The 25,209-nt window shown below is 69.7% G+C and carries 30 protein-coding genes; 24 read left to right on the forward strand and 6 right to left on the reverse strand.

Features of this window, described 5'->3' with window-relative positions; translation table 11 throughout:
* Positions 1 to 112: 112 nt before the first annotated feature.
* Positions 113 to 499 (reverse strand): hypothetical protein, encoded by a 387-nt coding sequence (locus tag ATL45_RS19725; protein ID WP_246025439.1) that lies wholly within the window; start codon positions 497 to 499, stop codon positions 113 to 115.
* Between the two features lie 282 nt (positions 500 to 781).
* On the opposite strand from ATL45_RS19725, the gene rpmE reads away from it, so the two are divergent.
* The 3 genes from rpmE (at position 782) to prmC (ending at position 3,107) form a co-directional block, all read left to right on the forward strand.
* Complete coding sequence (gene rpmE, locus ATL45_RS19730; protein WP_093159964.1) at positions 782 to 994, forward strand: 50S ribosomal protein L31; 213 nt, start codon at positions 782 to 784, stop codon at positions 992 to 994.
* Positions 995 to 1,093: 99 nt separating this feature from the next.
* Entirely contained in the window at positions 1,094 to 2,161 is a 1,068-nt protein-coding gene (prfA, locus tag ATL45_RS19735) for a peptide chain release factor 1 (RefSeq protein WP_093159962.1), read from the forward strand.
* Between the two features lie 73 nt (positions 2,162 to 2,234).
* Positions 2,235 to 3,107: a peptide chain release factor N(5)-glutamine methyltransferase gene (prmC, locus tag ATL45_RS19740; protein ID WP_093159959.1), complete on the forward strand. Its 873-nt coding sequence runs from the start codon at positions 2,235 to 2,237 to the stop codon at positions 3,105 to 3,107.
* A gap of 63 nt (positions 3,108 to 3,170) precedes the next feature.
* Here prmC and ATL45_RS19745 read toward each other — a convergent pair whose 3' ends face one another.
* A complete protein-coding gene (locus ATL45_RS19745; RefSeq protein ID WP_093159957.1) occupies positions 3,171 to 4,040 on the reverse strand; it encodes an alpha/beta fold hydrolase in 870 nt (289 codons plus the stop codon).
* A gap of 197 nt (positions 4,041 to 4,237) precedes the next feature.
* Here ATL45_RS19745 and ATL45_RS19750 point away from each other — a divergent pair, with 197 nt between their 5' ends.
* The 12 genes from ATL45_RS19750 to ATL45_RS19805 all read left to right on the forward strand — a co-directional run bounded on the left by ATL45_RS19750 (position 4,238) and on the right by ATL45_RS19805 (position 14,538).
* Positions 4,238 to 4,888, forward strand: a complete 651-nt coding sequence (locus ATL45_RS19750) for an L-threonylcarbamoyladenylate synthase (RefSeq protein WP_093159954.1) — start codon at positions 4,238 to 4,240, stop codon at positions 4,886 to 4,888.
* 155 nt (positions 4,889 to 5,043) lie between these two features.
* Positions 5,044 to 6,213, forward strand: a complete 1,170-nt coding sequence (locus ATL45_RS19755; protein ID WP_093159952.1) for a glycosyltransferase family 4 protein — start codon at positions 5,044 to 5,046, stop codon at positions 6,211 to 6,213.
* Complete coding sequence (locus tag ATL45_RS19760) at positions 6,213 to 6,647, forward strand: Cg1360 family ATP-synthase-associated protein (protein WP_093159949.1); 435 nt, start codon at positions 6,213 to 6,215, stop codon at positions 6,645 to 6,647. The genes ATL45_RS19755 and ATL45_RS19760 overlap by 1 nt, the downstream gene beginning before the upstream one ends.
* Before the next feature lie 303 nt (positions 6,648 to 6,950).
* Complete coding sequence (atpB, locus tag ATL45_RS19765) at positions 6,951 to 7,730, forward strand: F0F1 ATP synthase subunit A (protein ID WP_093159947.1); 780 nt, start codon at positions 6,951 to 6,953, stop codon at positions 7,728 to 7,730.
* Between the two features lie 59 nt (positions 7,731 to 7,789).
* Positions 7,790 to 8,041 (forward strand): ATP synthase subunit C-like protein, encoded by a 252-nt coding sequence (locus tag ATL45_RS19770; RefSeq protein WP_093159944.1) that lies wholly within the window; start codon positions 7,790 to 7,792, stop codon positions 8,039 to 8,041.
* Between the two features lie 31 nt (positions 8,042 to 8,072).
* Positions 8,073 to 8,627 carry a F0F1 ATP synthase subunit B gene (locus ATL45_RS19775; RefSeq protein ID WP_093160114.1) on the forward strand — a complete coding sequence of 185 codons (555 nt, stop codon included), beginning with the start codon at positions 8,073 to 8,075 and terminating at the stop codon, positions 8,625 to 8,627.
* A 21-nt stretch (positions 8,628 to 8,648) separates the two neighbouring features.
* A complete protein-coding gene (locus tag ATL45_RS19780; RefSeq protein ID WP_093159941.1) occupies positions 8,649 to 9,479 on the forward strand; it encodes a F0F1 ATP synthase subunit delta in 831 nt (276 codons plus the stop codon).
* 72 nt (positions 9,480 to 9,551) lie between these two features.
* On the forward strand, positions 9,552 to 11,198 hold the full coding sequence (atpA, locus tag ATL45_RS19785; protein ID WP_093159939.1) for a F0F1 ATP synthase subunit alpha: 1,647 nt from the start codon (positions 9,552 to 9,554) through the stop codon (positions 11,196 to 11,198).
* Positions 11,199 to 11,202: 4 nt separating this feature from the next.
* Positions 11,203 to 12,132 carry a F0F1 ATP synthase subunit gamma gene (locus ATL45_RS19790; RefSeq protein WP_093159936.1) on the forward strand — a complete coding sequence of 310 codons (930 nt, stop codon included), beginning with the start codon at positions 11,203 to 11,205 and terminating at the stop codon, positions 12,130 to 12,132.
* A gap of 1 nt (position 12,133) precedes the next feature.
* Complete coding sequence (gene atpD / locus ATL45_RS19795; RefSeq protein WP_093159933.1) at positions 12,134 to 13,564, forward strand: F0F1 ATP synthase subunit beta; 1,431 nt, start codon at positions 12,134 to 12,136, stop codon at positions 13,562 to 13,564.
* A gap of 161 nt (positions 13,565 to 13,725) precedes the next feature.
* Positions 13,726 to 14,091: a F0F1 ATP synthase subunit epsilon gene (locus tag ATL45_RS19800; protein WP_093159932.1), complete on the forward strand. Its 366-nt coding sequence runs from the start codon at positions 13,726 to 13,728 to the stop codon at positions 14,089 to 14,091.
* Between the two features lie 12 nt (positions 14,092 to 14,103).
* Positions 14,104 to 14,538, forward strand: a complete 435-nt coding sequence (locus ATL45_RS19805) for a DUF2550 domain-containing protein (protein WP_093159929.1) — start codon at positions 14,104 to 14,106, stop codon at positions 14,536 to 14,538.
* Between the two features lie 88 nt (positions 14,539 to 14,626).
* Here ATL45_RS19805 and ATL45_RS19810 read toward each other — a convergent pair whose 3' ends face one another.
* Positions 14,627 to 15,526 carry a LysR family transcriptional regulator gene (locus ATL45_RS19810; protein WP_093159927.1) on the reverse strand — a complete coding sequence of 300 codons (900 nt, stop codon included), beginning with the start codon at positions 15,524 to 15,526 and terminating at the stop codon, positions 14,627 to 14,629.
* Positions 15,527 to 15,597: 71 nt separating this feature from the next.
* On the opposite strand from ATL45_RS19810, the gene ATL45_RS19815 reads away from it, so the two are divergent.
* Together ATL45_RS19815 and ATL45_RS19820 are read left to right on the forward strand one after the other, a co-directional pair.
* Positions 15,598 to 16,074 (forward strand): GNAT family N-acetyltransferase, encoded by a 477-nt coding sequence (locus ATL45_RS19815; protein ID WP_093159926.1) that lies wholly within the window; start codon positions 15,598 to 15,600, stop codon positions 16,072 to 16,074.
* Positions 16,075 to 16,103: 29 nt separating this feature from the next.
* Positions 16,104 to 16,574, forward strand: a complete 471-nt coding sequence (locus ATL45_RS19820) for a GNAT family N-acetyltransferase (RefSeq protein WP_093160112.1) — start codon at positions 16,104 to 16,106, stop codon at positions 16,572 to 16,574.
* A gap of 42 nt (positions 16,575 to 16,616) precedes the next feature.
* Here the strand turns inward: ATL45_RS19820 and ATL45_RS19825 are convergent, their stop codons facing one another.
* The gene (locus ATL45_RS19825) at positions 16,617 to 17,189 is read right to left on the reverse strand and encodes a cob(I)yrinic acid a,c-diamide adenosyltransferase (RefSeq protein WP_093159923.1); all 573 of its coding nucleotides are present in this window, start codon (positions 17,187 to 17,189) and stop codon (positions 16,617 to 16,619) included.
* Between the two features lie 127 nt (positions 17,190 to 17,316).
* Here ATL45_RS19825 and murA point away from each other — a divergent pair, with 127 nt between their 5' ends.
* From murA to ehuA, 5 genes are all read left to right on the forward strand, one after another.
* Positions 17,317 to 18,573 (forward strand): UDP-N-acetylglucosamine 1-carboxyvinyltransferase, encoded by a 1,257-nt coding sequence (gene murA, locus ATL45_RS19830; protein WP_093160109.1) that lies wholly within the window; start codon positions 17,317 to 17,319, stop codon positions 18,571 to 18,573.
* Positions 18,574 to 18,667: 94 nt separating this feature from the next.
* Entirely contained in the window at positions 18,668 to 19,558 is an 891-nt protein-coding gene (gene ehuB, locus ATL45_RS19835) for an ectoine/hydroxyectoine ABC transporter substrate-binding protein EhuB (protein ID WP_093160107.1), read from the forward strand.
* 12 nt (positions 19,559 to 19,570) lie between these two features.
* Positions 19,571 to 20,281, forward strand: a complete 711-nt coding sequence (gene ehuC / locus ATL45_RS19840; RefSeq protein ID WP_093159921.1) for an ectoine/hydroxyectoine ABC transporter permease subunit EhuC — start codon at positions 19,571 to 19,573, stop codon at positions 20,279 to 20,281.
* The gene (gene ehuD, locus ATL45_RS19845; protein ID WP_093159918.1) at positions 20,282 to 20,932 is read left to right on the forward strand and encodes an ectoine/hydroxyectoine ABC transporter permease subunit EhuD; all 651 of its coding nucleotides are present in this window, start codon (positions 20,282 to 20,284) and stop codon (positions 20,930 to 20,932) included. It begins immediately after the preceding gene.
* 4 nt (positions 20,933 to 20,936) lie between these two features.
* Positions 20,937 to 21,701, forward strand: a complete 765-nt coding sequence (gene ehuA, locus ATL45_RS19850) for an ectoine/hydroxyectoine ABC transporter ATP-binding protein EhuA (RefSeq protein WP_093160104.1) — start codon at positions 20,937 to 20,939, stop codon at positions 21,699 to 21,701.
* 10 nt (positions 21,702 to 21,711) lie between these two features.
* Here the strand turns inward: ehuA and ATL45_RS19855 are convergent, their stop codons facing one another.
* Entirely contained in the window at positions 21,712 to 22,251 is a 540-nt protein-coding gene (locus ATL45_RS19855) for an NUDIX domain-containing protein (protein ID WP_093159916.1), read from the reverse strand.
* Between the two features lie 350 nt (positions 22,252 to 22,601).
* Positions 22,602 to 24,011: an amino acid permease gene (locus ATL45_RS19860; RefSeq protein WP_093159914.1), complete on the reverse strand. Its 1,410-nt coding sequence runs from the start codon at positions 24,009 to 24,011 to the stop codon at positions 22,602 to 22,604.
* 111 nt (positions 24,012 to 24,122) lie between these two features.
* Here ATL45_RS19860 and nucS point away from each other — a divergent pair, with 111 nt between their 5' ends.
* The gene (gene nucS / locus ATL45_RS19865; RefSeq protein WP_093160101.1) at positions 24,123 to 24,782 is read left to right on the forward strand and encodes an endonuclease NucS; all 660 of its coding nucleotides are present in this window, start codon (positions 24,123 to 24,125) and stop codon (positions 24,780 to 24,782) included.
* A gap of 90 nt (positions 24,783 to 24,872) precedes the next feature.
* Positions 24,873 to 25,199: a hypothetical protein gene (locus ATL45_RS19870; protein ID WP_093159912.1), complete on the forward strand. Its 327-nt coding sequence runs from the start codon at positions 24,873 to 24,875 to the stop codon at positions 25,197 to 25,199.
* The last annotated feature ends 10 nt before the right edge of the window (positions 25,200 to 25,209 follow it).

Here is a 25,209-nt window from a genome sequence, read left to right on the forward strand (position 1 = left end):
CGCAGTCGCCATCCCGCTCGACAGCAGGGCCCGCACCCACCCGGTGCGGGCCCTGCCGCGTTTCCGGGGTGCCCCGGGTGTGACAGGAAGGTTCCCATGCTCGCAGCCGGGCTCAGGCGTGCGAGCACTCCGCGTGGTCGCGGTGGGCGCGTAGCAGCACGGCGACGAGCAGCGCGACGGAGATCGGGCCCACCACGAGCGCGGCCACGACCGGCAGCAGCACCTCGTCGATGGCCAGCGCGCAGGCCACCAGCAGCAGCGGGTACGCGAACCGCAGGACGCGCCGCTGCTGGCGGGACCGCCAGCGGACGTGGCCGGCGGTGCCCGCGGCCAGCGCGGCGGCGAAGCCGAACAGCAGCGGCGCGGACAGGCCCACGTTCTGGTCCAGCGTCGGGTGCGGCTGCAGCAGCAGGCTCAGCAGCGCCGCCACCAGGCCGGCGCTGCCGAGGAAGAGCAGCGGGAGCAGCATCCACGAGCGGAACGCGAGCTTCCCCAACACCGAACACAGCAGCACGCGTAGAGGATGAACGCCCGTCGCCGCCGCGGGCACCCCGGCGGCTGGTCGGCGCGCCGGGCGGTGCGTTTCGTGCGTTGGGCGGTTGCGGACGCGGGCGTCCGGTGCTCGGAATACCTCGGCGACCGGTCGTGTTGAACGGGCCGGACCGCCCTGCGGTGCAGGTCACGAGCTGCGGTCTGGCAGAATGCAAGGCTGATTCCGGCTCCGGTTCACCGCGCGGCAGCGGCCGTGTGGACCCGGCGGCCAAGTAGAGAGGACGAGCCGTTGAAGAGTGGCATTCACCCCGAGTACGTGGTGACGCAGGTCAACTGCGGTTGCGGCAACAGCTTCACCACCCACAGCACGCGCCGCAGCGGCCAGATCACCGTTGAGGTCTGCTCCAACTGCCACCCGTTCTACACGGGCAAGCAGAAGATCCTGGACACCGGCGGTCGCGTGGCCCGTTTCGAGGCCCGCTACGGCAAGCGCAAGAAGTAGCTGCGACGACGGCGCCCGCCCCGCGGACCACGCGGGGCGGGCGCCGTCGCTTGTTTTCCGGCCGCGTCCTTTGTCCGCACAGCCAGTGAAGAGGGTCCAGTGGAGACGTCGAAGCTCGAATCGCTGCTCGCCGAGTACCGGGAGCTGGAGCAGCGGCTGGCCGATCCCGGCGTGCACGCGGACCAGGCGAAGGCCCGCAAGCTCGGCCGCCGCTACGCCGAGCTGACCCCGATCGTGCGCACCGCGCGGGAACTCGACCAGGTGCGCTCCGATCTGGAGGCCGCCCGTGAGTTCGCCGCGGAGGACGCCGCGTTCGCCGAGGAGGCCGAGCGGCTGACCGAGCAGGTCCCGGCGCTGGAGGCCAAGCTCACCGAGCTGCTGCTGCCGCGCGACCCGCACGACGGCTCCGATGTGCTGCTGGAGGTCAAGTCCGGGGAGGGCGGCGAGGAGTCCGCGCTGTTCGCCGGTGACCTGCTGCGCATGTACCTGCGGTTCGCCGAGCGCCAGGGCTGGCGGGCCGAGGTGCTGGACGCCACCGAATCCGACCTCGGCGGCTACAAGGACGCCACGGTCGCCATCAAGGCCAAGTCGGGGGACACCAGCCCGGACGGGGTGTGGTCGCAGCTGAAGTTCGAGGGCGGCGTGCACCGCGTGCAGCGGGTGCCGGTGACCGAGTCCCAGGGCCGGGTGCACACCTCGGCGGCCGGGGTGCTGGTGTACCCGGAGCCGGAGGAGGTCGAGGTGGAACTCGACGAGAAGGACCTGCGCATCGACGTCTACCGCTCCTCCGGGCCCGGCGGGCAGAGCGTGAACACCACCGACTCGGCGGTGCGCGTCACCCACCTGCCGACCGGCATCGTGGTGTCCTGCCAGAACGAGAAGTCGCAGCTGCAGAACAAGCAGCGCGCCATCCTGGTGCTCAAGGCCCGCCTGCAGGCGCTCGCGGAGGAGGAGGCCGAGCGGGAGGCCTCCGAGACGCGCCGCAGCCAGGTGCGCACGGTGGACCGCTCGGAGCGGATCCGCACCTACAACTTCCCGGAGAACCGCATCTCCGACCACCGGGTCAACTACAAGGCCTACAACCTGGACCACGTCCTCGACGGCGACCTGGACGCGGTGATCGCCGCCCTGCTCGCCGCCGACCGGCAAGAACGCCTCGCGCTCTGAACGCTCAGCGGCTTCGCCGCTTCAAGGCAAAGACCGAAAACCAGGACTAAATGCAGCATCTAAGCTTGCCGACGTGACCCGACAGCCCCTGCGCCTGGCCATCCTCGAAGCGGAGCGCATGCTCGCCGCGGCGGGCGTGGCGAGCCCGCGCACCGATGCCGAGCTGCTGGCCGCGCACCTGCTCGGGGTGGAGCGGACCAAGCTGATGATGGTGCCTCTGGTGGATCCACCGGTGGTCCAGGCGTTGCACGACCTCGTGCGCCGTCGAGCGGCACGCGTTCCGCTGCAGCACCTGACCGGCAGCGCCTCGCTCGGCGCCGTGACGCTGTCGGTCGGGCCGGGCGTGTTCGTGCCCCGCCCGGAGACCGAACTGCTGCTGGCCTGGGGCGAGAGCGTTCTCGACGGCGTGGAGGAGCCGGTCGTGGTCGACCTGTGCACCGGCTCCGGTGCGCTGGCGCTGGCGATGGCCAGCGCGCGCCCGGACGCCGCCGTGCACGCCGTCGAGAAGGATCCCGCCGCGCTGTCCTGGGCCCGCCGCAACGCGGACCAGCAGGCGCAGGACGGTGCCACCCCGATCCGGCTGTACTCCGGCGACGTCACCGACCCGATGCTGTTCATGGAGCTGGAAGGCCTGGTCGACCTGGTCCTGTGCAACCCGCCGTACGTCCCGGAGGGCACGCCGGTGCCGCCGGAGGTGCGCGACCACGACCCGCACGACGCGGTCTTCGGCGGCCGCGACGGGCTGGACGTGGTGCGCCACGTGGTCAGCTGCGCGGCCCGCCTGCTGCGCCCCGGCGGCGGGGTGGCGATCGAGCACGACGACACCCACGGCGGGTCCGTGCCCGCGCTGCTGCGGGCACGCCGCGTCCTCACCGACGTCCAGGACCACACCGACCTGGCAGGTCGTCCGCGCTTCGCCACCGCCCGCCGCACCCTCCCGGAGTGACAGGAAGGTTCCCATCCTCGCGCCAACGCGGCCGCGGGTGACAGGAAAGTTCCCATCCTCGCATCAGCGGTGGGTGTTGACGAACTCCCGGAGCAGGGCGTTGAACTCCGTCGGGCGCTCCCGGTTCGGCCAGTGGCCGGCGTCGGGGAGCACCCGCAGCATCGAGCCGGGGATCGCGCCCGCCGCGTCGCGGGCCGCCTGGACCGGCACGATGGCGTCGCGCTCGCCGTGGATCACCATCACCGGGCACTGCAGCTGCGCGAGGTCGGGCAGGTGGTTGATGCGCATCGACCTGCGGCCGACCGCGTCGGCGTGCCAGTCGGCGAACACCGATCCGCGGGCCCCGGCTTCGGCGCGCACCTCGTCCACGATGGACTCCAGGTCGGGCACGGGTTGCCCGCCGGTGAAGAACAGCTTGGTCAGCGCGCGGCGCACCAGGGAGCGGTTGAGCCGCAACAGCTTCGCCGCCAGCGGCCCGGCGAAGCGGGAGCGCAGCGCCAGGTGGGCGAGCGGGTGCAGGCGCAGCCGGTGCTGCAGCCCGGTGCTGTCCACAAGCACCAGTCCGCGCACCCGCTGCGGGTTGCGCAGCGCGAAGCCGATCGCGATGCTGCCGCCCATCGACAGGCCGACCAGCACCGCCTGCGGCACCTGCCAGGCGTCCAGCAGCCAGCGCAGCACCTCTTCGAAGGTGCGCTGGTTGGCGCGTCCGCGCCACGGCATGCTGCCGCCCTGACCAGGCAGGTCGGGCACGAAGACCCGGTGGTCCTCGGCCAGCACTCCGATGGCGTGGCGCCAGCTGATCAGCGCGTTGTCCGGGCCACCACCGTGCAGCAGGACGATCGCCGGGCCGCTGGTGCCCGCCCGGAAGAACCGGATCCGGCCCGCCGGGAACTCGATGTGGTCGACCTCGACACCCTGGGGTGGGGCGGTCATCTTCTGCTCTCCTCGCGCTCGATCTGAATGCTGCCCGCTCCGGCAGACGTGCGGGTTCCGCCCGCGTTGCCGTGTTCGCGAGCACACTGGACGGATCTCGGTCCGGAGCCGCGGCGTTACTCGCTGCGCATCGTCCCGGACGGTGATCTGCTGCACCACTCGAACGGGCCGCGAGCGGGCGTGCCAGGATCAGGGGCGTGAGCACCGTCTACGACTGCACTGTCCCGGACAGCCGCGAGCAGGGCCTGGCCGCCGCGGCGAACATCGTTCGTGCCGGTGGGCTCGCCGTGCTGCCCACCGACACCGTGTACGGCATCGGCGCGGACGCGTTCGACGCCAACGCGGTCCGCGCGCTGCTGGCCGCGAAGGGCCGCGGACCGGACATGCCGGTCCCGGTGCTGGTCGGCTCCTGGTCCACTGTGGATGGGCTGGTGATGTCGGTGCCGCAGCAGGCGCGGGCGCTGATCGAGGCGTTCTGGCCGGGCGGCCTGTCGCTGGTGCTGCCGCAGGCCCCGTCGCTGAACTGGGACCTGGGGGAGACGCGCGGCACGGTGAACCTGCGGATGCCGCTGCACCCGGTCGCCCTGGACCTGCTGCGCGAGGTCGGCCCGATGGCGGTGTCCAGCGCGAACCGCACCGGCCAGCCGCCGGCCTCCAGCGCCGCCGAGGCGCGCGAGCAGCTCGGCGATTCCGTGCAGGTCTACCTCGACGGCGGGCCGTCCGGCGATCCGGTGGCCTCCACGATCGTCGATCTGACGCAGGGCGCGCCGCGGGTTCTGCGCGAGGGCGCGGTGAGCCTGGCGCAGCTGTCCGAGGTGCTCGGGGTGGATCTGGAAGCGGAGCGCTGACGTTCGACGAGGACCGGTGGTCGGCCGCGCGGCGGTGGCCGATAGCGTAAGAACCCGGATCCGCCATGTGGAAGCGATGAGGAGCGCTGGGCTTGAAAACTCCGTTCTGGGGGCTGGACGTCGGCGACCCGCGACAGGGTGCGTGAGCCACCGGTATGGACAGCGAAGCTTGGGCTCCGAACGGGCTTCCCGCCCGTGAATACCTGCTGGTGCTGCTCACCGCGGCGGCCACCACGTTCCTGCTGACCGGGTTGGTGCGGCTGCTGGCCATCCGCGTCGGCGCGGTGGCCTACCCGCGGCAGCGCGACGTGCACGTCCAGCCGATGCCGCGGATGGGCGGCGTGGCGATGTACGGCGGCGTGGTCGCGGCGATCTTCCTCGCCTCGAACCTGCCCGTGCTCTCCCGCGGCTTCACCTACTCCAACGACGCCTGGGCCGCGCTCGCGGCCGGCGGGCTGATCGTGCTGGTGGGGGCGCTGGACGACCGCTTCGAGCTGGATTCGCTGACGAAGCTGGCCGGGCAGGTCACCGCCGCCGGGATCCTGGTGATCGCCGGGGTGCAGTGGTTCGTGCTGTGGGTGCCGTGGGGCGGCACCGAGGACTCGGTGGGCCAGGTGCTGATCTTCAGCAGCAACCAGGGCCAGCTGCTGACCGTGCTGCTCACCGTGGCGATGATCAACGCGATGAACTTCGTCGACGGGCTCGACGGGCTGGCCTCCGGGATCGGGCTGATCTCGGCGACCGCGACGTTCGTGTTCTGCCTGAGCCTGCTGGACCGGCAGAACGGCGACGTCAACGCCTACCCGCCGGCGCTGATCGCGGCGGCCATCGCGGGCGCCTGCCTGGGCTTCCTGCCCTACAACTTCCAGCCCGCCCGGCTGTTCATGGGTGACTCCGGGTCCATGCTGATCGGCCTGATGCTGGCCACCGCCAGCACCTCGGCGTCCGGCCGGGTGCTCAACTACCCGGACGTCGACCCGACCGACACCATCGGTCTGCTGTCGCCGCTGCTGGTGGTCGCCGCGGTGCTGTTCGTGCCGCTGCTGGACCTGATCATGGCGGTGGTGCGGCGCACCAAGGCGGGCAAGAGCCCGTTCCACGCCGACAAGATGCACCTGCACCACCGGCTGCTGGAGATCGGGCACTCGCAGCGCCGGGCGGTGCTGCTCATCTACTTGTGGGCGGCGGTCATCGCCTTCGGCGCGGTGTCGTTGACGCTGTTCAACGTCGTGGTTGTGGCGTGGGTCGTAGGCCTCGGGGTGCTTCTGGCGGCTATCATTTCGGTGATTCCGCGTCTGAGAGCCCGAGCCGAACGAGAGTCCTGATGAGCACTGCCACCGATCCGCACGGCGCGTCCGTGCGCAAGCTCGCGAACGCGATGCTGCGCACCGCGGTGGTGCCCGGGGCGGTGACGGTGGTGCTGGGGATGCTCGTGGCGGCTCTGCTCGCCGGGACGAGCGGCCTGGTCAGCGCGCTCATCGGTGGCGCGGTGGCGTTCGGGTCCTCGCTGCTGACGATCTGGATGATGCACGCCGCCAGCCGGTTGCCGGTGCGGATGGAGATGGCGCTGGTGCTCGGCAGCTACAACGTCAAGGTGTTCTTGCTGCTGGCCGTGATGATGACGCTCGGCGGGGTCGAGGGCATCCACCGGATGTCGCTGGCGCTGACCATGCTCGCTTCGTTCGTGGTGTGGGCGAGCGCCGAGGCGTTCGCTTTCAAGCGGGCGAAGATCCCGACGATCATCGTGTCGGGCAGCTGACGCGCCGCGCTGAGCTGTATCGTTTCGACCGCCGTCGCCAGGCGTGACGAGAGCGGGTCCGGCGTTGGGCCGGACGGGTGTGGCGACCGGCATGTCGGGTGGCTACTTACCCGCTGGTATCGTCCCGGTCCAGAAGCCTTCCCCGCACGGCGCTGGTCCGGAGTTCCGCAGGAGTTCCCGTGATCACACTTGGTGGGGAGGGCCCCTCCGCGTGCCAGATCGCGTATCGGGTACGTTAAGTGCAAAACGTGACGATTCCCCCGGTGGAGTGAAGCGCCGCCGGGAGAACCGGAAGGAGCCCAGTTGGGCGCGCTGATGCTGGCTGAGGGCGGAACGTTCCAACCGCCGGGTGCCGATAGCTTTGTCCTTCCGCCGATCTTCGGCGGAGTCACCAAGCCGATGGTCCTCGTCGTGCTCTCGGCGATCATCGTGGGCGCCTACTTCGTGATCGCCACTCGGAACCTGAAGCTGGTTCCGAGCAAGGGTCAGTTCGTGGCGGAATTCTTCTACGAGTTCAGCCGCAACAGGATCGCCCGCGAGCAGATCGGTGCGAAGGACTTCAAGCCGTTCGTGCCGCTGATCTTCACGTTGTTCACGTTCGTGCTCGTGAACAACCTCTTCGGGCTCATCCCGGTCGTTCAGTTCCCCACGATGTCGCGCATCGGATTCCCGCTGGCGCTGGCGGCCGTGGTGTACCTGGTCTTCCACGGGGCGGGCTTCGCCCGGCACGGTTTCTTCGGCTACTTCAAGCACATCATGTTCCCCCCCGGCGTGCCGAAGCCGATCTACGTGCTGCTGGCGCCGATCGAGTTCCTGCAGAAGTTCCTCTTCCAACCCGCTGCGCTGGCGGTCCGGGTGTTCGCGGCCATGTTCGCCGGACACCTGATGCTGCTGGTGTTCATCCTCGGTGGCGAGTTCCTCCTGCTGGAGGCCAGCGCGCTGATGAAGCCGGTCTCGGTGGTCGGTTTCCTCTTCGCCATCGCCATCACGTTCATCGAAGCCCTGATCCAGGTGCTCCAGGCGTACATCTTCGCGCTGTTGGCCGCCAACTTCATCGGCGCGGCGTTGTCGGAAGGGCACTGAGAAAGACCACGACCTCCGATCCGCAATTCCCCTGCGGACCGAGTTGAAAGGTAATCAAAGTGAGCAACATCGTTCTTGCGCAGGCCGCCGAAGCCGCCAACATCAACGCTGGTCTGGCCGCTATCGGCTACGGCCTGGGTGCCATCGGTGCTGCCATCGGTGTGGGCATGATCTGGGCCGCGGTCATCAGCGGCACCGCCCGCCAGCCGGAGGCCGAGGGCCAGCTCCGTGGCATCGCCTACGTCTCCTTCGTTCTGGTCGAGGTGCTGGCGCTGATCGGTCTGGTCGTCTTCTTCATCGCCATGGGTTGATATTGACTCTGACGCGTTGGGAGACGTTGTGGTGAAGACGCAGATTCTGGCAGCAGCCGGTGAGCACAACCCGATCATCCCGGAGATCTCCGAGGTGATCGTCGGTGGCATCGCGTTCCTGCTGCTGCTGTTCGTGCTCTGGAAGTTCGCGGTTCCGCAGTTCGAGAAGACCTACGCCGAGCGCAGCGAGCGGATCGAAGGCGGGATCGCCCGGGCGGAGGCCGCGCAGGCCGAGGCCCAGCGGACTCTGGAGCAGTACAAGGCACAGCTGGCCGAGGCTCGTGCGGAGGCGGCTCGGATCCGCGACGACGCCCGCGCTGAAGGCCAGCAGATCCTGGAAGAGATGCGTGCCCAGGCACAGGCCGAGTCCGAGCGGATCGTCAGCCAGGGCCAGGCCCAGCTGACGCACCAGAAGGCGCAGATCGTCGCGGAGCTGCGGTCGGACCTCGGCCGCCACGCGGTCGAGCTGGCCGGTCGGGTGGTCGGCGAGTCCCTGGAGGACGAGGCCCGTCGGCGGGGCACCGTCGACCGGTTCCTGGACGAGCTGGAGGCCGCTTCGGCTCCGGCTGAATCTTCCAAGGCCTAACCGAGTGAAAGGCGCTGAGAGTTGAGCACCCTCGTGAACGCCGCGAGCCGAGAAGCGCTGGCAGCCGCTGAGCTGCAGTTGCTGCAGGCCACGGACGGGGCCTCGGCCGCGGAGATCACCGGGCTCGCCGACGAGCTGTTCGGCGTGGCCGCTCTGCTGGGCCGGGAGTCCACGCTGCGGCGGGCGCTCGCCGACGCCTCCGTCGACCCGCGGTCCAGGGAAGACCTGGTCCGCGGGCTGCTGGCGGACAAGCTCGGTGCGCGGTCGCTGCCCGTGGTCGTCGAGGCCGCCCGGTCCCGCTGGTCGGGGCCGAAGGACCTGGTCGACGGGCTGGAGCGGTTGGCCCGCACCGCGCTGCTGGTGCAGGCCGAGCGGGCCGGCCGCCTCGACGCCGTCGAGGACGAGCTGTTCCGCCTCGGCCGGATCATCGGCTCCCAGGTGGACCTGGAACGGCTGCTGTCGGACCCCACCGGGGACGAGGCGGGCAAGCACGCGGTCCTCGACCAGCTCGTCGCGGGCAAGGTCGAGCCGGTCACCCTGACCCTCGTCCGCCAGCTGGTGGCCCGGCCCCGCGGCCGGCGGGTCAGCGAGGGGCTGGAAGAGCTGGCCGAGCTGTCGGCGAAGCGCCGCGAGCGCTCGGTGGCGCACGTCCGCTCCGCGATCCCGCTGAGCGACGAGCAGCAGCAGCGGTTGTCGCGCGCCCTGCAGCGGATCTACGCGCGGCCCATCGCCCTGCACATCGAGGTTGACCCCGGGGTCGAGGGCGGGCTGCTGATCCAGATCGGTGATGAGGTCATCGACGGCAGCATCACGGGACGCCTGCAGTCCCTGCGGCGCGACCTGGCCAACTAGCCGAGTGCGCGTGTCGACCAGGCGTCGAACACCCACACCCTTCCAAGAACGAACCGAGGGCAGGAACGAGACATGGCGGAGCTGACGATCTCGTCGGACGAGATCCGCAGTGCGATCGAGAAGTACGTCTCCAGCTACTCCCCGGAGGTCAGCCGCGAGGAGGTCGGGGTCGTCACCGATACCGGTGACGGCATCGCCCATGTCGAGGGTCTGCCTTCGGCGATGACCGAGGAACTGCTGGAGTTCCCCGGCGGCATCTACGGTGTCGCGATGAACCTGGAAGCTCAGGAGATCGGTGCGGTCATCCTGGGTGAGTCCGAGAAGATCGAGGAGGGCCAGGAGGTCAAGCGGACCGGCAAGGTCCTCTCGATCCCGGTCGGCGACGGCTTCCTGGGCCGCGTCGTCAACCCGCTCGGCGACCCGATCGACGGGCTCGGCGAGATCGCTGCCGAGGGGCAGCGCCCGCTGGAGCTGCAGGCGGCCACGGTCGTGGAGCGCAAGGGCGTGCACGAGCCCATGCAGACCGGCATCAAGGCCATCGACTCGATGACCCCGATCGGTCGCGGCCAGCGGCAGCTGATCATCGGTGACCGCAAGACCGGCAAGACCACGGTCGCGGTCGACACGATCATCAACCAGAAGCAGGCCTGGGCCAGCGGTGACCCGGACAAGCAGGTCCGCTGCATCTACGTCGCGATCGGCCAGAAGGGCTCCACGATCGCCGGCGTGAAGCGGTCCCTGGAGGACGCCGGGGCGATGGAGTACACCACCATCGTCGCCGCGCCGGCCTCCGACTCGCCGGGTCTGAAGTGGCTGGCGCCCTACGCGGGCTCGGCCATCGGCCAGCACTGGATGTACCAGGGCAAGCACGTCCTGATCATCTTCGACGACCTGACCAAGCAGGCCGAGGCGTACCGCGCGATCTCGCTGCTGCTGCGTCGTCCGCCGGGCCGCGAGGCGTACCCCGGTGACGTGTTCTACCTGCACTCGCGCCTGCTGGAGCGCTGCGCGAAGCTCTCCGACGAGATGGGCAAGGGTTCGATGACGGGTCTGCCGATCATCGAGACCAAGGCCAACGACGTGTCGGCCTACATCCCGACCAACGTCATCTCGATCACCGACGGCCAGTGCTTCCTGCAGTCCGACCTGTTCAACTCGGGTCAGCGCCCGGCCATCGACGTCGGTATCTCGGTGTCGCGCGTCGGTGGTTCCGCGCAGATCAAGGCGATGAAGAACATCACCGGTTCGCTGCGTCTGGACCTGGCCCAGTACCGCGAGCTGGAGGCCTTCTCGGCCTTCGCCTCCGACCTGGACGCCGCGTCGAAGGCCCAGCTGGACCGCGGTGCCCGGCTGATGGAGGTCCTCAAGCAGGGCCAGGGCGAGCCGCTGCCGGTCGAGGAAGAGGTCGTGTCCCTCTTCATCGGCACCAAGGGCCACCTGGACTCGGTCCCGGTCGGCGACGTGCGCCGCTTCGAGTCGGAGTTCCTGGCGCACATGCGGCGCAGCCACGCGACCACGCTCAAGGACATCGTCGAGACCGGCAAGCTGTCCGACGACGGCGAGAAGGTCATCGTGGACGCGGTCGAGGACTTCAAGAAGCAGTTCACCGCCTCGGGCGGCGGCTCGGTCGTGCCGAGCGAGCCCGACGCCGAGGCGCTGGCCGCCGACGAGGTGGGGCAGGAGACCGTGAAGGTCAACCGCCCCGCGCCGAAGAAGTGACGTTATGGCTCAACTTCGGGAACTCCGGAACCGGATCCGGTCGGTCAAATCGACCCGGAAGATCACCAAGGCGCAGGAGCTGATCGCTACCTCGCGCATCATGAAGGCGCAGGCCAGGGTGGAGGCTTCGCGGCCCTACGCCACGGAGATCACCAACGTCCTGACCGCGCTGGCCGACGTGAGCACGTTGGACCACCCGCTGCTGACCGAGCGCTCGAACCCGAAGCGCGCCGGCGTGCTGGTCGTGACCAGCGACCGGGGTTTCTGCGGTGGCTACAACGCCAACGTGATCAAGGCGGCCGAGGAGTTGCAGTCGCTGCTGCGCGAGCAGGGCAAGGAACCGGTGCTCTACGTCGTCGGCCGCAAGGGCGAGGCGTACTACCGGTTCCGGCAGCGCGAGGTCGAGGCGAGCTGGACCGGGTTCAGCGACCGCCCCGACTACTCCGACGCGGCCGAGATCGGCGAAACGCTGGTCAAGGCCTTCCTGGCGGGTGCTGACGACTACCTCGACGACGGTGGTGCGGACGGTAAGCTGGGTGTGGATGAGCTGCACCTGGTGCACACCGAGTTCGTCTCGATGCTCACCCAGCGTCCGACGGTCCGGCGGATCGCTCCGCTCGAGGTCGAGTACTCCGACGAGCCGGCGAAGAAGACGCTCAAGTCGGCTTACGAGTTCGAGCCGGACGCCGAGACGCTGTTCGCGGCGCTCCTGCCGAAGTACATCAAGACCCGGCTCTACTCGGGTCTGCTGGACTCGGCAGCGGCGGAGCACGCGGCGCGGCGCACGGCGATGAAGTCGGCGACCGACAACGCGGACGAGTTGATCCGCAACCTCAGCCGCGAGGCCAACGCGGCCCGCCAGGCCCAGATCACCCAGGAAATCAGCGAGATCGTCGGCGGTGTCGAGGCGCTCTCGTCCGCAGGAAGTGAGTGACATGACTGCTGCTACTGCCACCAGCACTGGCACCGGCCGCGTCGTCCGGGTGCTCGGCCCGGTCGTGGACGTCGAGTTCCCGCGCGACCAGGTGCCGGACCTGCTCAACGCCCTCACGGTGGAGATCACCGCCGAGGGCATGGCCAAGACCCTGACGCTCGAGGTCGCCCAGCACCTGGGCGACAGCGTCGTGCGGACGATCTCGATGCAGCCGACCCAGGGCCTGGTGCGCGGCGTGACCGTGACCGACTCCGGCGCGGGCATCTCGGTGCCGGTCGGTGACGTGGTCAAGGGTCACGTGTTCAACGCGCTGGGCCACTGCCTGGACGAGCCGGGCTACGCCGCCGACGCCGAGCGGTGGTCGATCCACCGCAAGGCACCGAGCTTCGACCAGCTCGAGGGCAAGACCGAGATGCTGGAGACCGGCATCAAGGTCATCGACCTGCTCACCCCGTACGTGCAGGGCGGCAAGATCGGCCTGTTCGGTGGCGCCGGTGTGGGCAAGACGGTGCTCATCCAGGAGATGATCCGCCGAGTCGCCAAGAACTTCGGTGGCACCTCGGTGTTCGCCGGTGTCGGCGAGCGGACCCGTGAGGGCAACGACCTCTGGGTGGAGATGGACGAGTCCGGCGTGCTGGCCGACACCGCGCTGGTGTTCGGTCAGATGGACGAGCCGCCGGGCACCCGTATGCGGGTGGCGCTGTCCGCGCTGACGATGGCGGAGTACTTCCGCGACGTGCAGAACCAGGACGTGCTGCTGTTCATCGACAACATCTTCCGGTTCACCCAGGCGGGCCAGGAGGTGTCGACCCTGCTGGGCCGCATGCCGTCCGCAGTGGGTTACCAGCCGACGCTGGCCGACGAGATGGGTGAACTGCAGGAGCGCATCACCTCGACGCGCGGTCGCTCGATCACCTCGATGCAGGCGATCTACGTGCCGGCGGACGACTACACCGACCCGGCGCCGGCGACCACGTTCGCCCACCTGGACGCGACCACGGAGCTCTCCCGTGCGATCTCGCAGAAGGGCATCTACCCGGCGGTGGACCCGCTGTCCTCCACCTCCACCATCCTCGACCCGGCGATCGTCGGCGACGAGCACTACCGGGTGGCGCAGGAGGTCAAGCGGATCCTGCAGAAGTACAAGGAGCTGCAGGACATCATCGCCATCCTCGGTATGGACGAGCTGTCCGAAGAGGACAAGGTGACGGTGCAGCGGGCGCGTCGCATCGAGCGCTACCTGTCGCAGAACTTCTTCGTGGCCAAGCAGTTCACCGGCCAGGAGGGCTCCTTCGTGCCGCTGAAGGAGACCATCGAGGCGTTCGACAAGCTGTGCAAGGGCGACTTCGACCACTACCCGGAGCAGGCCTTCCTGTCCATCGGTGGTCTGGACGACCTGGAAGCGGCTTACAAGAAGCTCACCGAGAAGTGAGCGACGGCCCCCGCTGGGGGTCGGCACGAACCGGCGACGGGGTCGAGGTCCGAGAAGACCTCGGCCCCGTTTGCCAGCAAGGAATTCCCTGCCCGGCCAGTCACGATCGCCCTGGTGGCACCGGATAGACTGCGGGCACACACCCGACAAAGGAGACGCGCGTGGCCAACATGTCCGTCCAACTGGTCGCCGTCGAGCGCCGCCTGTGGTCCGGGGAAGCGACCGCCGTGGTCGCGCAGACCACCGAGGGAGAGATCGGCGTTCTCCCGGGGCACGAGCCGCTGCTCGGTGAGCTGATCGAGGGCGGTGTGGTGCGCATCACCACCGCCGCGAAGGAGACCGTGACCGCCGCGGTCCACGGCGGGTTCCTGTCGGTCACCTCGGGTGGGGTGAGCGTGCTGGCGGAGTCCGCGGAGCTGGCCGACGAGATCGACGTGGCGCAGGCCCGCGAGGACGTCAAGAGCGCGGATGAACAGGCCCGAGCACGGGCGTTGAGCCGATTGCGAGCCGCTGGCCACTCGGCCTGATCCGGGCCTCGCATGAGTTCCCCGGTCGTGTGGTTCGTGGTGGCGGTGGGGCTGCTGCTGTTGGCAGCCCTGATCGTTGCGGGACTGGCCTGGCGGCGGCTGCGGGAACTGCGCGTCGGGGGCATCGACGTGGCGTTGCGCGCCAGCAAGGACGGTGGCCGGGGTTGGCACCTGGGGGTGGCGCACTACCGGGGTGAGGAGTTCACCTGGTACCGCGTGCTGAGCCTGCGGTCGGGGCCGAACTGGGTGATCAACCGCCGGGACGTGGAGATCGCCCGCCGCCGCGAGCCGACGGTGTCCGAGGCGTACGCGATGCCCGCCGGTTCGACGGTGCTGGACCTGACCGGTCCGGACCTGGAGCTGGCGATGGGCCGCGACGCGCTGACCGGGTTCCTGTCCTGGCTGGAGTCGGCGCCGCCAGGCCGTTCGGTGCCGTGGGCGTCCTGAGGTCGAATCGAAGAGCGTTGCAGCGGGGTCCGGTGTCCGGGCCCCGCTTTTTCGTGCGCGGGGTGACAGGAAGGTTCCCATCCTCGCATCAGCGGCGCAGGTCCCTGCTGATGTCGTGGAGCAGCTGGAGGAACACCTCGATCAGCGGTGCGTGCCTGGTGCTGGTCGGCACGGCGGCGTGGATGCGCCGGTGCAGTCCTGACGCGAGCGGGTGGTGGGTGGTGCCGGGGGCGCCGGTGATGGCCAGGCGCGGGATGAAGGAGACGGCCACTCCGGCGGAGACCACGGCTTCGGCGACGGCGTAGGACTCGAATTCGAAGGCCACTCGCGGCGCGAAGTCCTCGGCGCGTGCGGCGGCTTCCAGCTGCCGGCGGTTCGGGAGGTCGGGCGGGGCGCAGGCCCAGGTGTCGTCGCGGAAGTCGGCGAGCCGCGGTGCGGTGTTCCCGGCGCGCGGGTGCCCGGTGGGCAGCACGGCGTGGACCGGGTCGTCCAGCAGGTGCACGAGGCGGACGCCGGGCAGTGCTTCGAGCGGCTCGCGGTACTCGCCGACGAGCGCGAGATCCAGGCGGTGCGCGGCGACCCGCTCGATGCCTTCGTCCGGGCCCAGGTCGACGACGGACAGCTCGGCACCGGGGCGGCGGTGGCGCATCGCGGCCAGTGCTTCTGGCAGCAGGGCGAGGCCGGCGGTGGGGAAGGCCCCGAGGCGGAGGCGGTTGCGGTGCTCGTCGCGGAAGCGCTGGGCGTCGCTCGTGGCGTCGTGCAGCGCGGCGGCGATCCGTTCCGCGCTTTCGGCCATGCGGGCGCCCAGCGGGGTCAGGCGGACGCCGTGGGGGAGCCGTTCGGCCAGCTGTGCGCCGACTTCGTCCTCCAGGCGGATCAACTGCTGCGACACCGCTGGCGGGGTCCGGCCGAGCTGTTCGGCGGCGCGGGTCACGCTGCCCTGTTCGCGCAGTGCCAGCAGGATCAGCAGCCGGGACGGGTCGAGCATGAAGGTTCACTTTACGCGTCCCAAGAATCCGTAACTGGATGTGAACGGGCTGTCGGGGAAAGACTGGAGGCGTGATCGAGCAGGCCAGTTACACCATCGAACCCGAACCCATCGACAGCCCGGACGCGCAGCAGGCGCTCCGCGAGTACGTCGCCGAGCTGGACCGCCGCTTCCCGAGCGGGTTCGACACCTCCCGCGCCGCCCCGCCGGCCAAGACCGACTTCGTCCCGCCCGCCGGGGTGTTCCTCGTGGTGCGGGTCGGGGAGCAGGTGCTCGGCTGCGGGGCGCTGCGCACCGCGTCGGGCGGGATCGGGGAGATCAGGCGCATGTGGATCGCCCCGGAGCTGCGCGGGCGAGGTGCCGGGCGGGCGCTGCTCGCCGAGCTGGAGCAGCAGGCCCGGCGGCTGGGGTGCGACCGGATCCGGCTGGACACCGCGGCCGAGCTCCGTGAGGCGCGCGCCCTCTACGACTCGGCGGGCTACCAGGAGATCCCGGCCTACAACGACAACGAGTACGCGCGGCACTGGTACGAGAAAATTCTGATGTGATCGGCTCGCGGCCGAAATACTCTGCCGTGGTGCGCATCGAGATCGTCGGCTACGACCACCCGGATTCCTCGCGGCTGATCGACGTCCTCCAGCGGGAGTACGTCGAGCGCTACGGCGACGAGGACGACACGCCGGTCGAACCGGCCGAGTTCCGGCCGCCGCAGGGGCTGTTCCTGCTCGGCTACCTGGACGATCGTCCGGTCGGCTCGGGCGGCTGGCGCGCCCGCGAGGCCGACGAGCCGGGGTTGCAGGACGGCGATGCCGAGATGAAGCGGCTGTTCGTCGTGCCCGATGCGCGCGGCCGCGGGCTGTCGCGGCGGCTGCTCGCCGAGCTGGAGCACACCGCCGCGACGGCCGGGCGCAAGCGCATGGTGCTGGAGACCGGTACGCAGCAACCCGAGGCGATCGGTCTCTACACCTCCGCCGGATACACCGAGATCGACACCTTCGGCCTGCACCGGGACGACCCGTTGATCCGCTGCTTCGCCAAGGAGCTCTGAGTCCCTGCCGGTGGTTGTTCTGCGTGGGTGGTCGCTTTGGCCTCAGGCGTTCCCACCGGGCTTCCAGAGCACGTCGCCGTCCGGGTTGGCGACCCGCGCCAGGATGAACAGCAGGTCCGACAGCCGGTTCAGGTACTTCGCGGGCAGCGGTGACGTGCGCTCCCCGTCGGCTTCCTGCAGCGCCCACGCCGAGCGCTCGGCCCGGCGGGCCACGCACCGCGCTTGGTGCAGCAGCGCACCGCCTGGCGTGCCGCCGGGCAGGATGAACGAATCCAGCTTGCCCAGCCGGGAGTTGAACTCGTCGCACCAGCCCTCGAGCCGGTCGACGTAGCCCTGCGTGATCCGCAGCGGCGGGTACTTCGGGTCCTCCGCGATCGGGGTGGACAGGTCCGCGCCCACGTCGAACAGGTCGTTCTGCACCGCTCGCAGCACCGCGACGACGTCCTCGCCGAGCTCGGCGGTGGCCAGCGCCACACCGAGCACCGAGTTCGTCTCGTCGACGTCGGCGTAGGCGACCAGCCGCGGATCGGTCTTGTGCACCACGGAGTTGTCCGACAGCCGGGTCGTGCCCGAATCCCCGGCCCGCGTGTAGATCTTCGTCAGGTGGACGGCCATGCGGACAGCCTATGCGGATGTGACAGGAAGGTTCCCATGCTCGCACCGCGGTGACAGGAAGGTTCCCATGCTCGCGTCCCGCACCCGCCCCGATGGCGGTGGTGGGCGGGCCGTAACCTCGATGCTCGTGAGTGAGCACTTCCGGGTACACGGCGGAGCGCGTCTCGTCGGCGAGGTCGACGTGGTCGGGGCTAAGAACAGCGTGTTGAAGCTGATGGCTGCCGCGCTGCTGGCGGAGGGCACGACGACGATCGTCAACTGCCCGGAGATCCTCGACGTTCCGCTGATGGCCGACGTGCTGCGCAGCCTCGGTTGCGAGGTGACGATCGACGGCGGCACGGTGCGCATCACGACTCCGGCGGAGATCAGCCACGAGGCGGTGTCTCCGTCGATGGGCAAGCTGCGCGCCTCGGTGTGCGTGCTGGGGCCGCTGGTGGCCCGCTGCCGTCGCGCGGTCGTGACGCTGCCCGGTGGTGACGCGATCGGTTCCCGGCCGCTGGACATGCACCAGAACGGTTTGCGGCAGCTCGGCGCCACCAGCCACATCGAGCACGGCGCGGTGGTGGCCGAGGCGGAGAACCTGCGCGGCGCCCAGATCTGGCTCGACTTCCCGAGCGTGGGCGCGACGGAGAACATCCTGATGGCCGCTGTGCTGGCCGAGGGCACCACGGTGATCGACAACGCGGCGCGCGAGCCGGAGATCGTCGACCTGTGCGTGATGCTGCAGCAGATGGGCGCCAAGATCGAGGGCGCGGGCACCTCCACGCTGACGGTGCACGGGGTGTCCTCGCTCAAGGCGGTCGAGCACCGCGTGATCGGCGACCGGATCGTGGGCGCGACCTGGGCTTTCGCCGCTGCGGCCACTCGTGGTGACATCACGGTGCGCGGTGTCGATCCGCGGCACGTCAACCTGGTGCTGGAGAAGCTGCGCAGCGCCGGGGCCGAGGTGATCACCGCTGAGGAGAGCTTCCGGGTGGTGATGCGGGGACGTCCGAACGCGGTCGACTTCGTCACGCTGCCCTACCCGGGTTTCCCGACGGACCTGCAGCCGATGGCGCTGGCGCTGTCCGCGGTCGCCGACGGCACCTCGATGATCACCGAGAACCTGTTCGAGTCCCGGTTCCGGTTCATCGAGGAACTGGTGCGGATGGGGGCCGACGGGCGCACCGACGGCCACCACGCGGTCGTGCGCGGTCTGGACCGGCTGTCGAGCGCCCCGGTGTGGGCGACCGACATCCGCGCGGGCGTCGGCCTGGTGCTCGCCGGCCTGTGCGCCGACGGGGTCACCGAGGTGTGGGACGTCTTCCACATCGACCGCGGCTACCCGAACTTCGTGGAGAACCTGCGCGGCCTGGGCGCGGACATCGAGCGCGTGACCGACTGACCGCAGCACCACCAGCCCGCCATGTGATGCAAACCACAGCGGATGGCCTGACCATTGGCGGTGGCCCTGCTCCCGGATCGAAGGGGCGATGGTCATGGCGGGCAATGGGTGGACGCGTCGCGAGTTCCTGAAGGGCTCCGGTGTCGCCGTGGGTGCACTGGTGCTGGGCGGGTGCGCACCGACCGGCGGTGGCGCGGGAGGTGATCCGCTCGAAGAGGCCCGTCGGTCGGGCACGGTTCAGGTCGGCATCGCCGGGGAAGCGCCTTACGGCTTCACCGACCAGACCGGCCGGGTCACCGGTGAGGCTCCGGAGGTCGCCCGCGCCGTGTTCGGCAACCTGGGCGTCGGCACCGTCAACGCTTCGCAGGTCGACTTCAACCAGCTGATCCCGGCGCTGAACGCGAACAAGTTCAGCGTGGTCGCCGCTGGCATGTTCATCACTCCCGAGCGCTGCAAGAACGCGGCGTTCTCGATCCCCGACTACATCGCGCCAACGGCGTTCCTGGTGCCGCGCGGAAACCCGGACGGCATCGCCACTTTCGAGGACGTCGTGCGCAAGAAGCTCAACGTCGCTGTCCTCAGCGGCGCCGTTGAGAAGGACTACGCCCAGCGGCTGGGCGTGCCGGACTCGCAGGTGCAGCCCTTCGACTCCCAGAACTCGCTGCTGCAGGCCGTGGTCAACCGGCGCGTCCACTGCGCTGCGCTGACCAACATCTCGCTCAACGACCTGGTGCAGAAGAATCCCGGTGCGCAGGTCGAGGTCACCAGGGGCTTCACCCCGGTGATCGCCGGGAAGCCGGAGGTGCAGGCAGGCGCGTTCGTGTTCCGCTCGGCCGACACCGGGCTGCGCGACGCGTTCAACGCCGAGCTGAAGAAGCTCCAGGACAGCGGCGAGTGGGTGCGCATCGCGAGTCCGTTCGGGTTCACCCGGGAGAACCTGCCGCCGCCCGGAGTCACCACGGAGGCGTTGTGCGCCGGTAGCTGACCGGGAGTCGGCATGTTCGAGAACTTCTCGCACTTCCTCCAGGTGCTGGTGCAGGGCGTCCCGGCGACGTTGATCGCGACGCTGGGCGGCATAGCCCTGTGCATCGTGCTGTCGTTGATCGCCGGGCTCGGGATGCTCTCGCGGCGGCGGTGGGTTCGGATCATCGCGCGCAGCTACGTCGAGGTCTGGCGCGGCACCTCGGAAGTGGTGCAGCTGTTCTGGATCTTCTTCGCGCTGCCGCTGCTGGTCGGCTTCGAGCTGCTGCCGATGTGGGCGGGGGTGTTGGTGCTCGGCCTCAACCACGGCGCGTACGGCGGCGAGATCGTGCGGGGTGCGGTGCAGGCGGTGCCGCGGGAGCAGCACGAATGCGCGGTCGCGTTGAGCTTCACCCGGTCGCAGCGGATGTGGCGGGTGATCCTGCCGCAAGCGGTGGTGGAGATGATCCCGCCGTTCAACAACCTGTTCATCCAGCTGCTGAAGAGCAGCGCTCTGCTGTCGCTGATCTTCGTGCACGACATCACCTACCAGGGCCGCGATGTCCTCGAACCCAACTTCACCGGCCAGACCGCGCTGATCTACTCGCTGATGCTGGCGCTGTACCTCGTGCTGGCGGTGCTGATCACGGCGGTGATGCGCGCGCTGGAGCGGCGGGCAGCGGCAGGAGTTGGGCGCCAACCCGTCGGGCCGGGGAAAGCGCTCGGCCGGGGCGCGGGGGCGATCTAGGTGATCTGGGACTGGGAGTTCACCGGCCGGGTGATCCCGGACGTCCTGCGCGGTCTGCTGGTGACCTTCGAGGCCACCGTGCTCGGTTCGGTCGTGGCGTTCGCGCTGGGTCTGCTGCTCGCCCTGCTGCGGCGGTCGCGGATCCGGGCGGTCAGTCGCGCGACCTGGCTGTTCATCGAGTTCGTGCGCAGCACCCCGCTGCTGGTGCAGCTGTACTTCCTGTTCAACGTGCTGCCGGGCATCGGCTTGCGGTTCTCGTCGCTGACCACCGGTGTGATCGGTCTCGGCGTGCACTACGCCTGCTACACGGCCGAGGTCTACCGCGCGGGGATCGACGGGGTGCCGCGCGGGCAGTGGGAGGCGGCGACGGCGTTGAGCCTGCCGACCTACCGGGTGTGGACGAGCGTGGTGCTCCCGCAGGCGATTCCGCGCGTGCTCCCCGCGCTGGGCAACTACACCATCTCGATGTTCAAGGAAACGCCGCTGCTGCTGGCGATCGGCGTGCTCGATCTGGTGGGTGCGGCGCAGGAAGCGGGATCCGACGCCTACCGCTACGTCGAACCGCTGACCCTGGCCGGCATCTGCTTCCTGCTGTTGAGCTACCCGGCGTCGCTGCTGGTGCGGAGGTTGGAACACCGTGTCGGGAGCTGAGGAGATGATTCGCTTCGACCGGGTCGTGAAGCGGTTCGGTGACAACGTGGTGCTCGACGAGCTCGACTTCGCCGTTCGGCCAGGGGAGCGCGTGACCTTGATCGGGCCGAGCGGATCGGGCAAGACGACGATCCTGCGGCTGCTGATGACCCTGGAGCGGGTCGACGGCGGCACCATCCACGTCGGTGACGAATGCCTGACGCACGTGCGCCGGGGCGAACGCCTGGTGCCTGCTGACGAGAAGCACCTGCGCAAGGTGCGCAAGCGCATCGGCATGGTGTTCCAGCAGTTCAACCTCTTCCCCAACATGCGGGTGCTGCGCAACGTCACCGAAGCGCCGGTGCGCGTGCTGGGCCTGCCGGTGGCGGAAGCGCAGCAGCGGGCGCGAGAACTGCTGGAGGTGGTGGGCCTGGCGGACAAGCTGGACGCCTACCCGACGCAGCTGTCCGGCGGCCAGCAGCAGCGGGTGGCGATCGCCCGCGCGTTGGCGATGCACCCGGACGTGCTGCTGCTGGACGAGATCACCTCCGCGCTGGACCCGGAGTTGGCCGCCGAGGTCCTCGACGTGCTGCGCGATCTGGCGCGCACCAGCGACATCACGATGCTGTGCGTGACGCACGCGATGAAGTTCGCCCGCGACGTCTCGCACCGGGTGCTGATGTTCGACCAGGGGCGGATCCTGGAGGACAAACCACCGCAGGAGCTGTTCGAGCGCCCGGAGCACGAGCGGACCCGCCGGTTCCTGCGGTCGGTGCTGGAGGAGGCCTGACCGTGACCGCTCAGGCCGGGTTCCGGCGTTCGTGCAGGAGCAGGAGCGCGTAGGCGGCGATCGACTGGGCGTCGGTGATCTCGTCGGCGGCGACCATCTTCTCGAACTCCTCGCGCGAGAACCACGCGGCGCGCATGTCTTGCTCCTCGTGCTCGCGTTCGTGCGCACCGGAGGACAGCCCGGTCGCCAGGAACACGCGCCCGCGCTGGCTGGACATGCCCGGTGCGACGTCCAGGGTGCCCAGGTCGACCAGGTTCGCCGCCCGCAGGCCCGTCTCCTCCCGCAGCTCGCGGGCGGCGAGCTCGGCGGGCGGGACGTCGAGCCGGTCCGGTGCGGTGCCCTGCGGGAACTCCCAGCGGCGCAGGCCCAGCGGGTAGCGGTACTGCTCGACCAGGTGGAGCCGGTCCCCGTCGAGCGGGATCACCAGCGCGTAGCCGGGCTTGTCGACCACCCCGTAGATCCCCTCGGAACCGTCGGCCCGGCGCACCCCGTCCTCGCGCACCGACATCCACGGATTCGCGTACACCTCGCGGCTGCTCGTCTGCTCCATGCGGCCATGGTGCCGGACAGCGGGCGTGCGAGACCGACGCGCCCGCGCAGCTCGCGATCCACTGTGGATGGTGGGGATGAAGGCGGGCGGCCCGTCCCGCGGGGTGTGCCGTCGGCTGCATCGCATGGATCGGTGGTGTCATGCACCCATGATCTCGAATCGAACACTCGTTCGCACGTTCTCTGTGGTCGCCTGATCAGATGAAAACCGGCGATGGAACGTGAAAACCGTTGCGCGATAAGGCTGAGCTCGTGAGCGGAAGCTGAGGCGTCGGCGTGGGTGGCCGCGCGAGGATGGGAACCTTCCTGTCACCTCCGGCGCACGGGCGTGACAGGAAGGTTCCCATGCTCTCAGCCAGCTGCGGGCCCGCTGCCGTTCAGCTTGGACTTGCGGCGGCCGTAGCCGAAGTACACCGCCAGCCCGATCGCGGTCCAGATCGCGAAGGTCACCCAGGTGACGACGTCCAGCCCGAAGATCAGGTACACGCACAGCGCCAGGCCCAGCAGCGGGATCCACGGCATCAGCGGCGTCCGGAAGCTGCGCGGGAGCTCCGGGCGGGTCCGGCGCAGGACCAGGACGCCGATGTTGACCAGGCTGAACGCGACCAGCGTGCCGATGCTGGTCGCCTCGGCGAGCTGGTTGAGCGGCACGACCGCGGCCAGCAGCGCCACCACGACACCGACGACGACGGTGTTGCGCGCGGGCACCGCGCGCTGGTTGACCTTCGACAGCATGCTCGGCATCAGGCCGTCGCGGGACATCGAGACCAGGATTCGGGTCTGGCCGTACAGGACGGTCAGCACCACCGAGGCGATCGCGATCACCGCGCCGAAGGCGAGCACCACCGAGGCCCAGCCCTGGCCGGTCACGATGCGCAGCGCGGTGGCCAGCGAGGCGTTGGAGCCGGAGAGCACGTCGACGCCGACCGCACCCACCGCGGCGAAGGCGACCAGCACGTAGATCGCGGTGACGATGGCCAGCGACAGGATGATCGCGCGGGGCAGGTCCCGCTTCGGGTTGCGGGCCTCCTCGCCCGCGGTGGAGGCCGCGTCGAAGCCGATGAAGGAGAAGAAGACGGCCGACGCGCCCACCGAGATCCCAGCGAACCCGTACGGGGCGAAGGGCGTCATGTTGTCCGAGTTGAACGCGGTGATCGCCACGGCGACGAAGAACACCAGCACCGCGATCTTGAGCAGCGTGGTGATGGTGGTGACCCGCGCGCTCTCCCGCACACCTCGCAGCAGCACGAACATGGCCAGCAGCACGATCAGCGCGGCCGGGATGTTGACCACGCCGCCTTCGCCGGGCGGTGCGGCGAGGATCTCCGGGATGGTGACCCCGATGGTGCCCTGCAGGAACTCGTTCAGGTAGCCGCCCCAGCCGACCGCGACCGCCGCGACCGACACGCCGTACTCCAGCAGCAGGCACCAGCCGCAGATCCAGGCGACCAGCTCGCCGAGCGTGGCGTAGGTGTAGGAGTAGGCCGAGCCGGACACCGGGACGCTGCCCGCGAGTTCGGCGTAGGACAGGGCGGAGCACAGCGCTGCCAGCCCGGCCAGCACGAATGACACGACCACGGCGGGTCCGGCGGCCGGAGCGGCTTCGGCCAGCACCACGAAGATCCCGGTTCCGAGCGTCGCGCCGACCGAGAGCGCCACCAGTGGGACCAGACCGAGGGTGCGGCGCAGCTGGGTGTGCGAGCCGTCGTCGGCGAGTTGCTCAGCGGGTTTGACGCGCAGCAGGGTTCGGGCGAATGACACGAGGCGTAACGGTATCTCGCCCAGCGGGAACATCGAGGTCCGACCTCGCTCTACCGGTGGGTTGCCCCGGGGGTGCTCGACTTCTGGATCGACGCCCGTACCCTGTGCCGGGTGCGACTCGTCATTGCCCGCTGCCAGGTGGACTACGTCGGCCGACTCACCGCGCATCTGCCCATGGCGCAGCGCCTGCTGCTGGTGAAGGCCGATGGTTCGGTGTCGGTGCACTCCGATGACCGGGCCTACAAGCCGTTGAACTGGATGAGCCCGCCGTGCTGGCTGATCGAGGATCCCGGCGTGTGGACGGTGCAGAACAAGGCCGGCGAGAAGCTGGTGATCACCCTCGACGAGATCATGCACGACTCCAAGCACGAGCTGGGCGTCGAGCCGGGGCTGGTCAAGGACGGCGTCGAAGCGCACCTGCAGGAGCTGCTGGCCGAGCACGTGACGACGCTGGGCGAGGGATGGTCGCTGGTCCGCCGCGAGTTCCCGACCGCGATCGGCCCGGTGGACCTGATGTGCCGGAACTCCGACGGCGCGAGCGTGGCGGTGGAGATCAAGCGGCGCGGCGAGATCGACGGCGTCGAGCAGCTGACCCGCTACCTGGAGCTGCTCAACCGCGACCCGCTGCTGGCCCCGGTCACCGGCGTGTTCGCGGCGCAGCAGATCAAGCCGCAGGCGCGCACGCTGGCCGAGGACCGCGGTATCCGCTGCGTCGTCCTGGACTACGACAAGCTGCGCGGCATCGAGCCGGACGAGTACCGGCTGTTCTGATCCGCCGCGCGCGGCCGGGAATATTCGATTGCACCCCGCCGTGCCCGCGCTGTTCGATCAAGATCATCGATTCGATCGGATCGGACGGCCATGCCCCACTCCTCTGCGAACCCGCTGCAGCTGCCGCCGCCCGGCGGTCCCCATCCGGTGGGGACGCGGTCCTGGCACCTCGTCGACGCGGATCGCCCGGATCCCTGGGACACCGGTCGCTGCCGGGAGTTGATGGTGCAGCTGTGGTACCCGGCCGGGTCCGCGGGTGACCGCGCCCGCTACCTGCCGGTGCCGGTGGCGCGGCTGGTCATGGACAGCTGGGCCGAGGATGGCGTGGCCGCAGTCCGCTCTGTGCTGGTCGCTTCCTCGAAGCGCACCTGGCCGGTCACGCCCACGCGGAGGCCTGACCGGCCGTCAGCCGCCTGATCAGCCAATT

The organism is Saccharopolyspora antimicrobica (assembly GCF_003635025.1).
GTDB classification, from domain to species: Bacteria; Actinomycetota; Actinomycetes; order Mycobacteriales; family Pseudonocardiaceae; genus Saccharopolyspora; species Saccharopolyspora antimicrobica.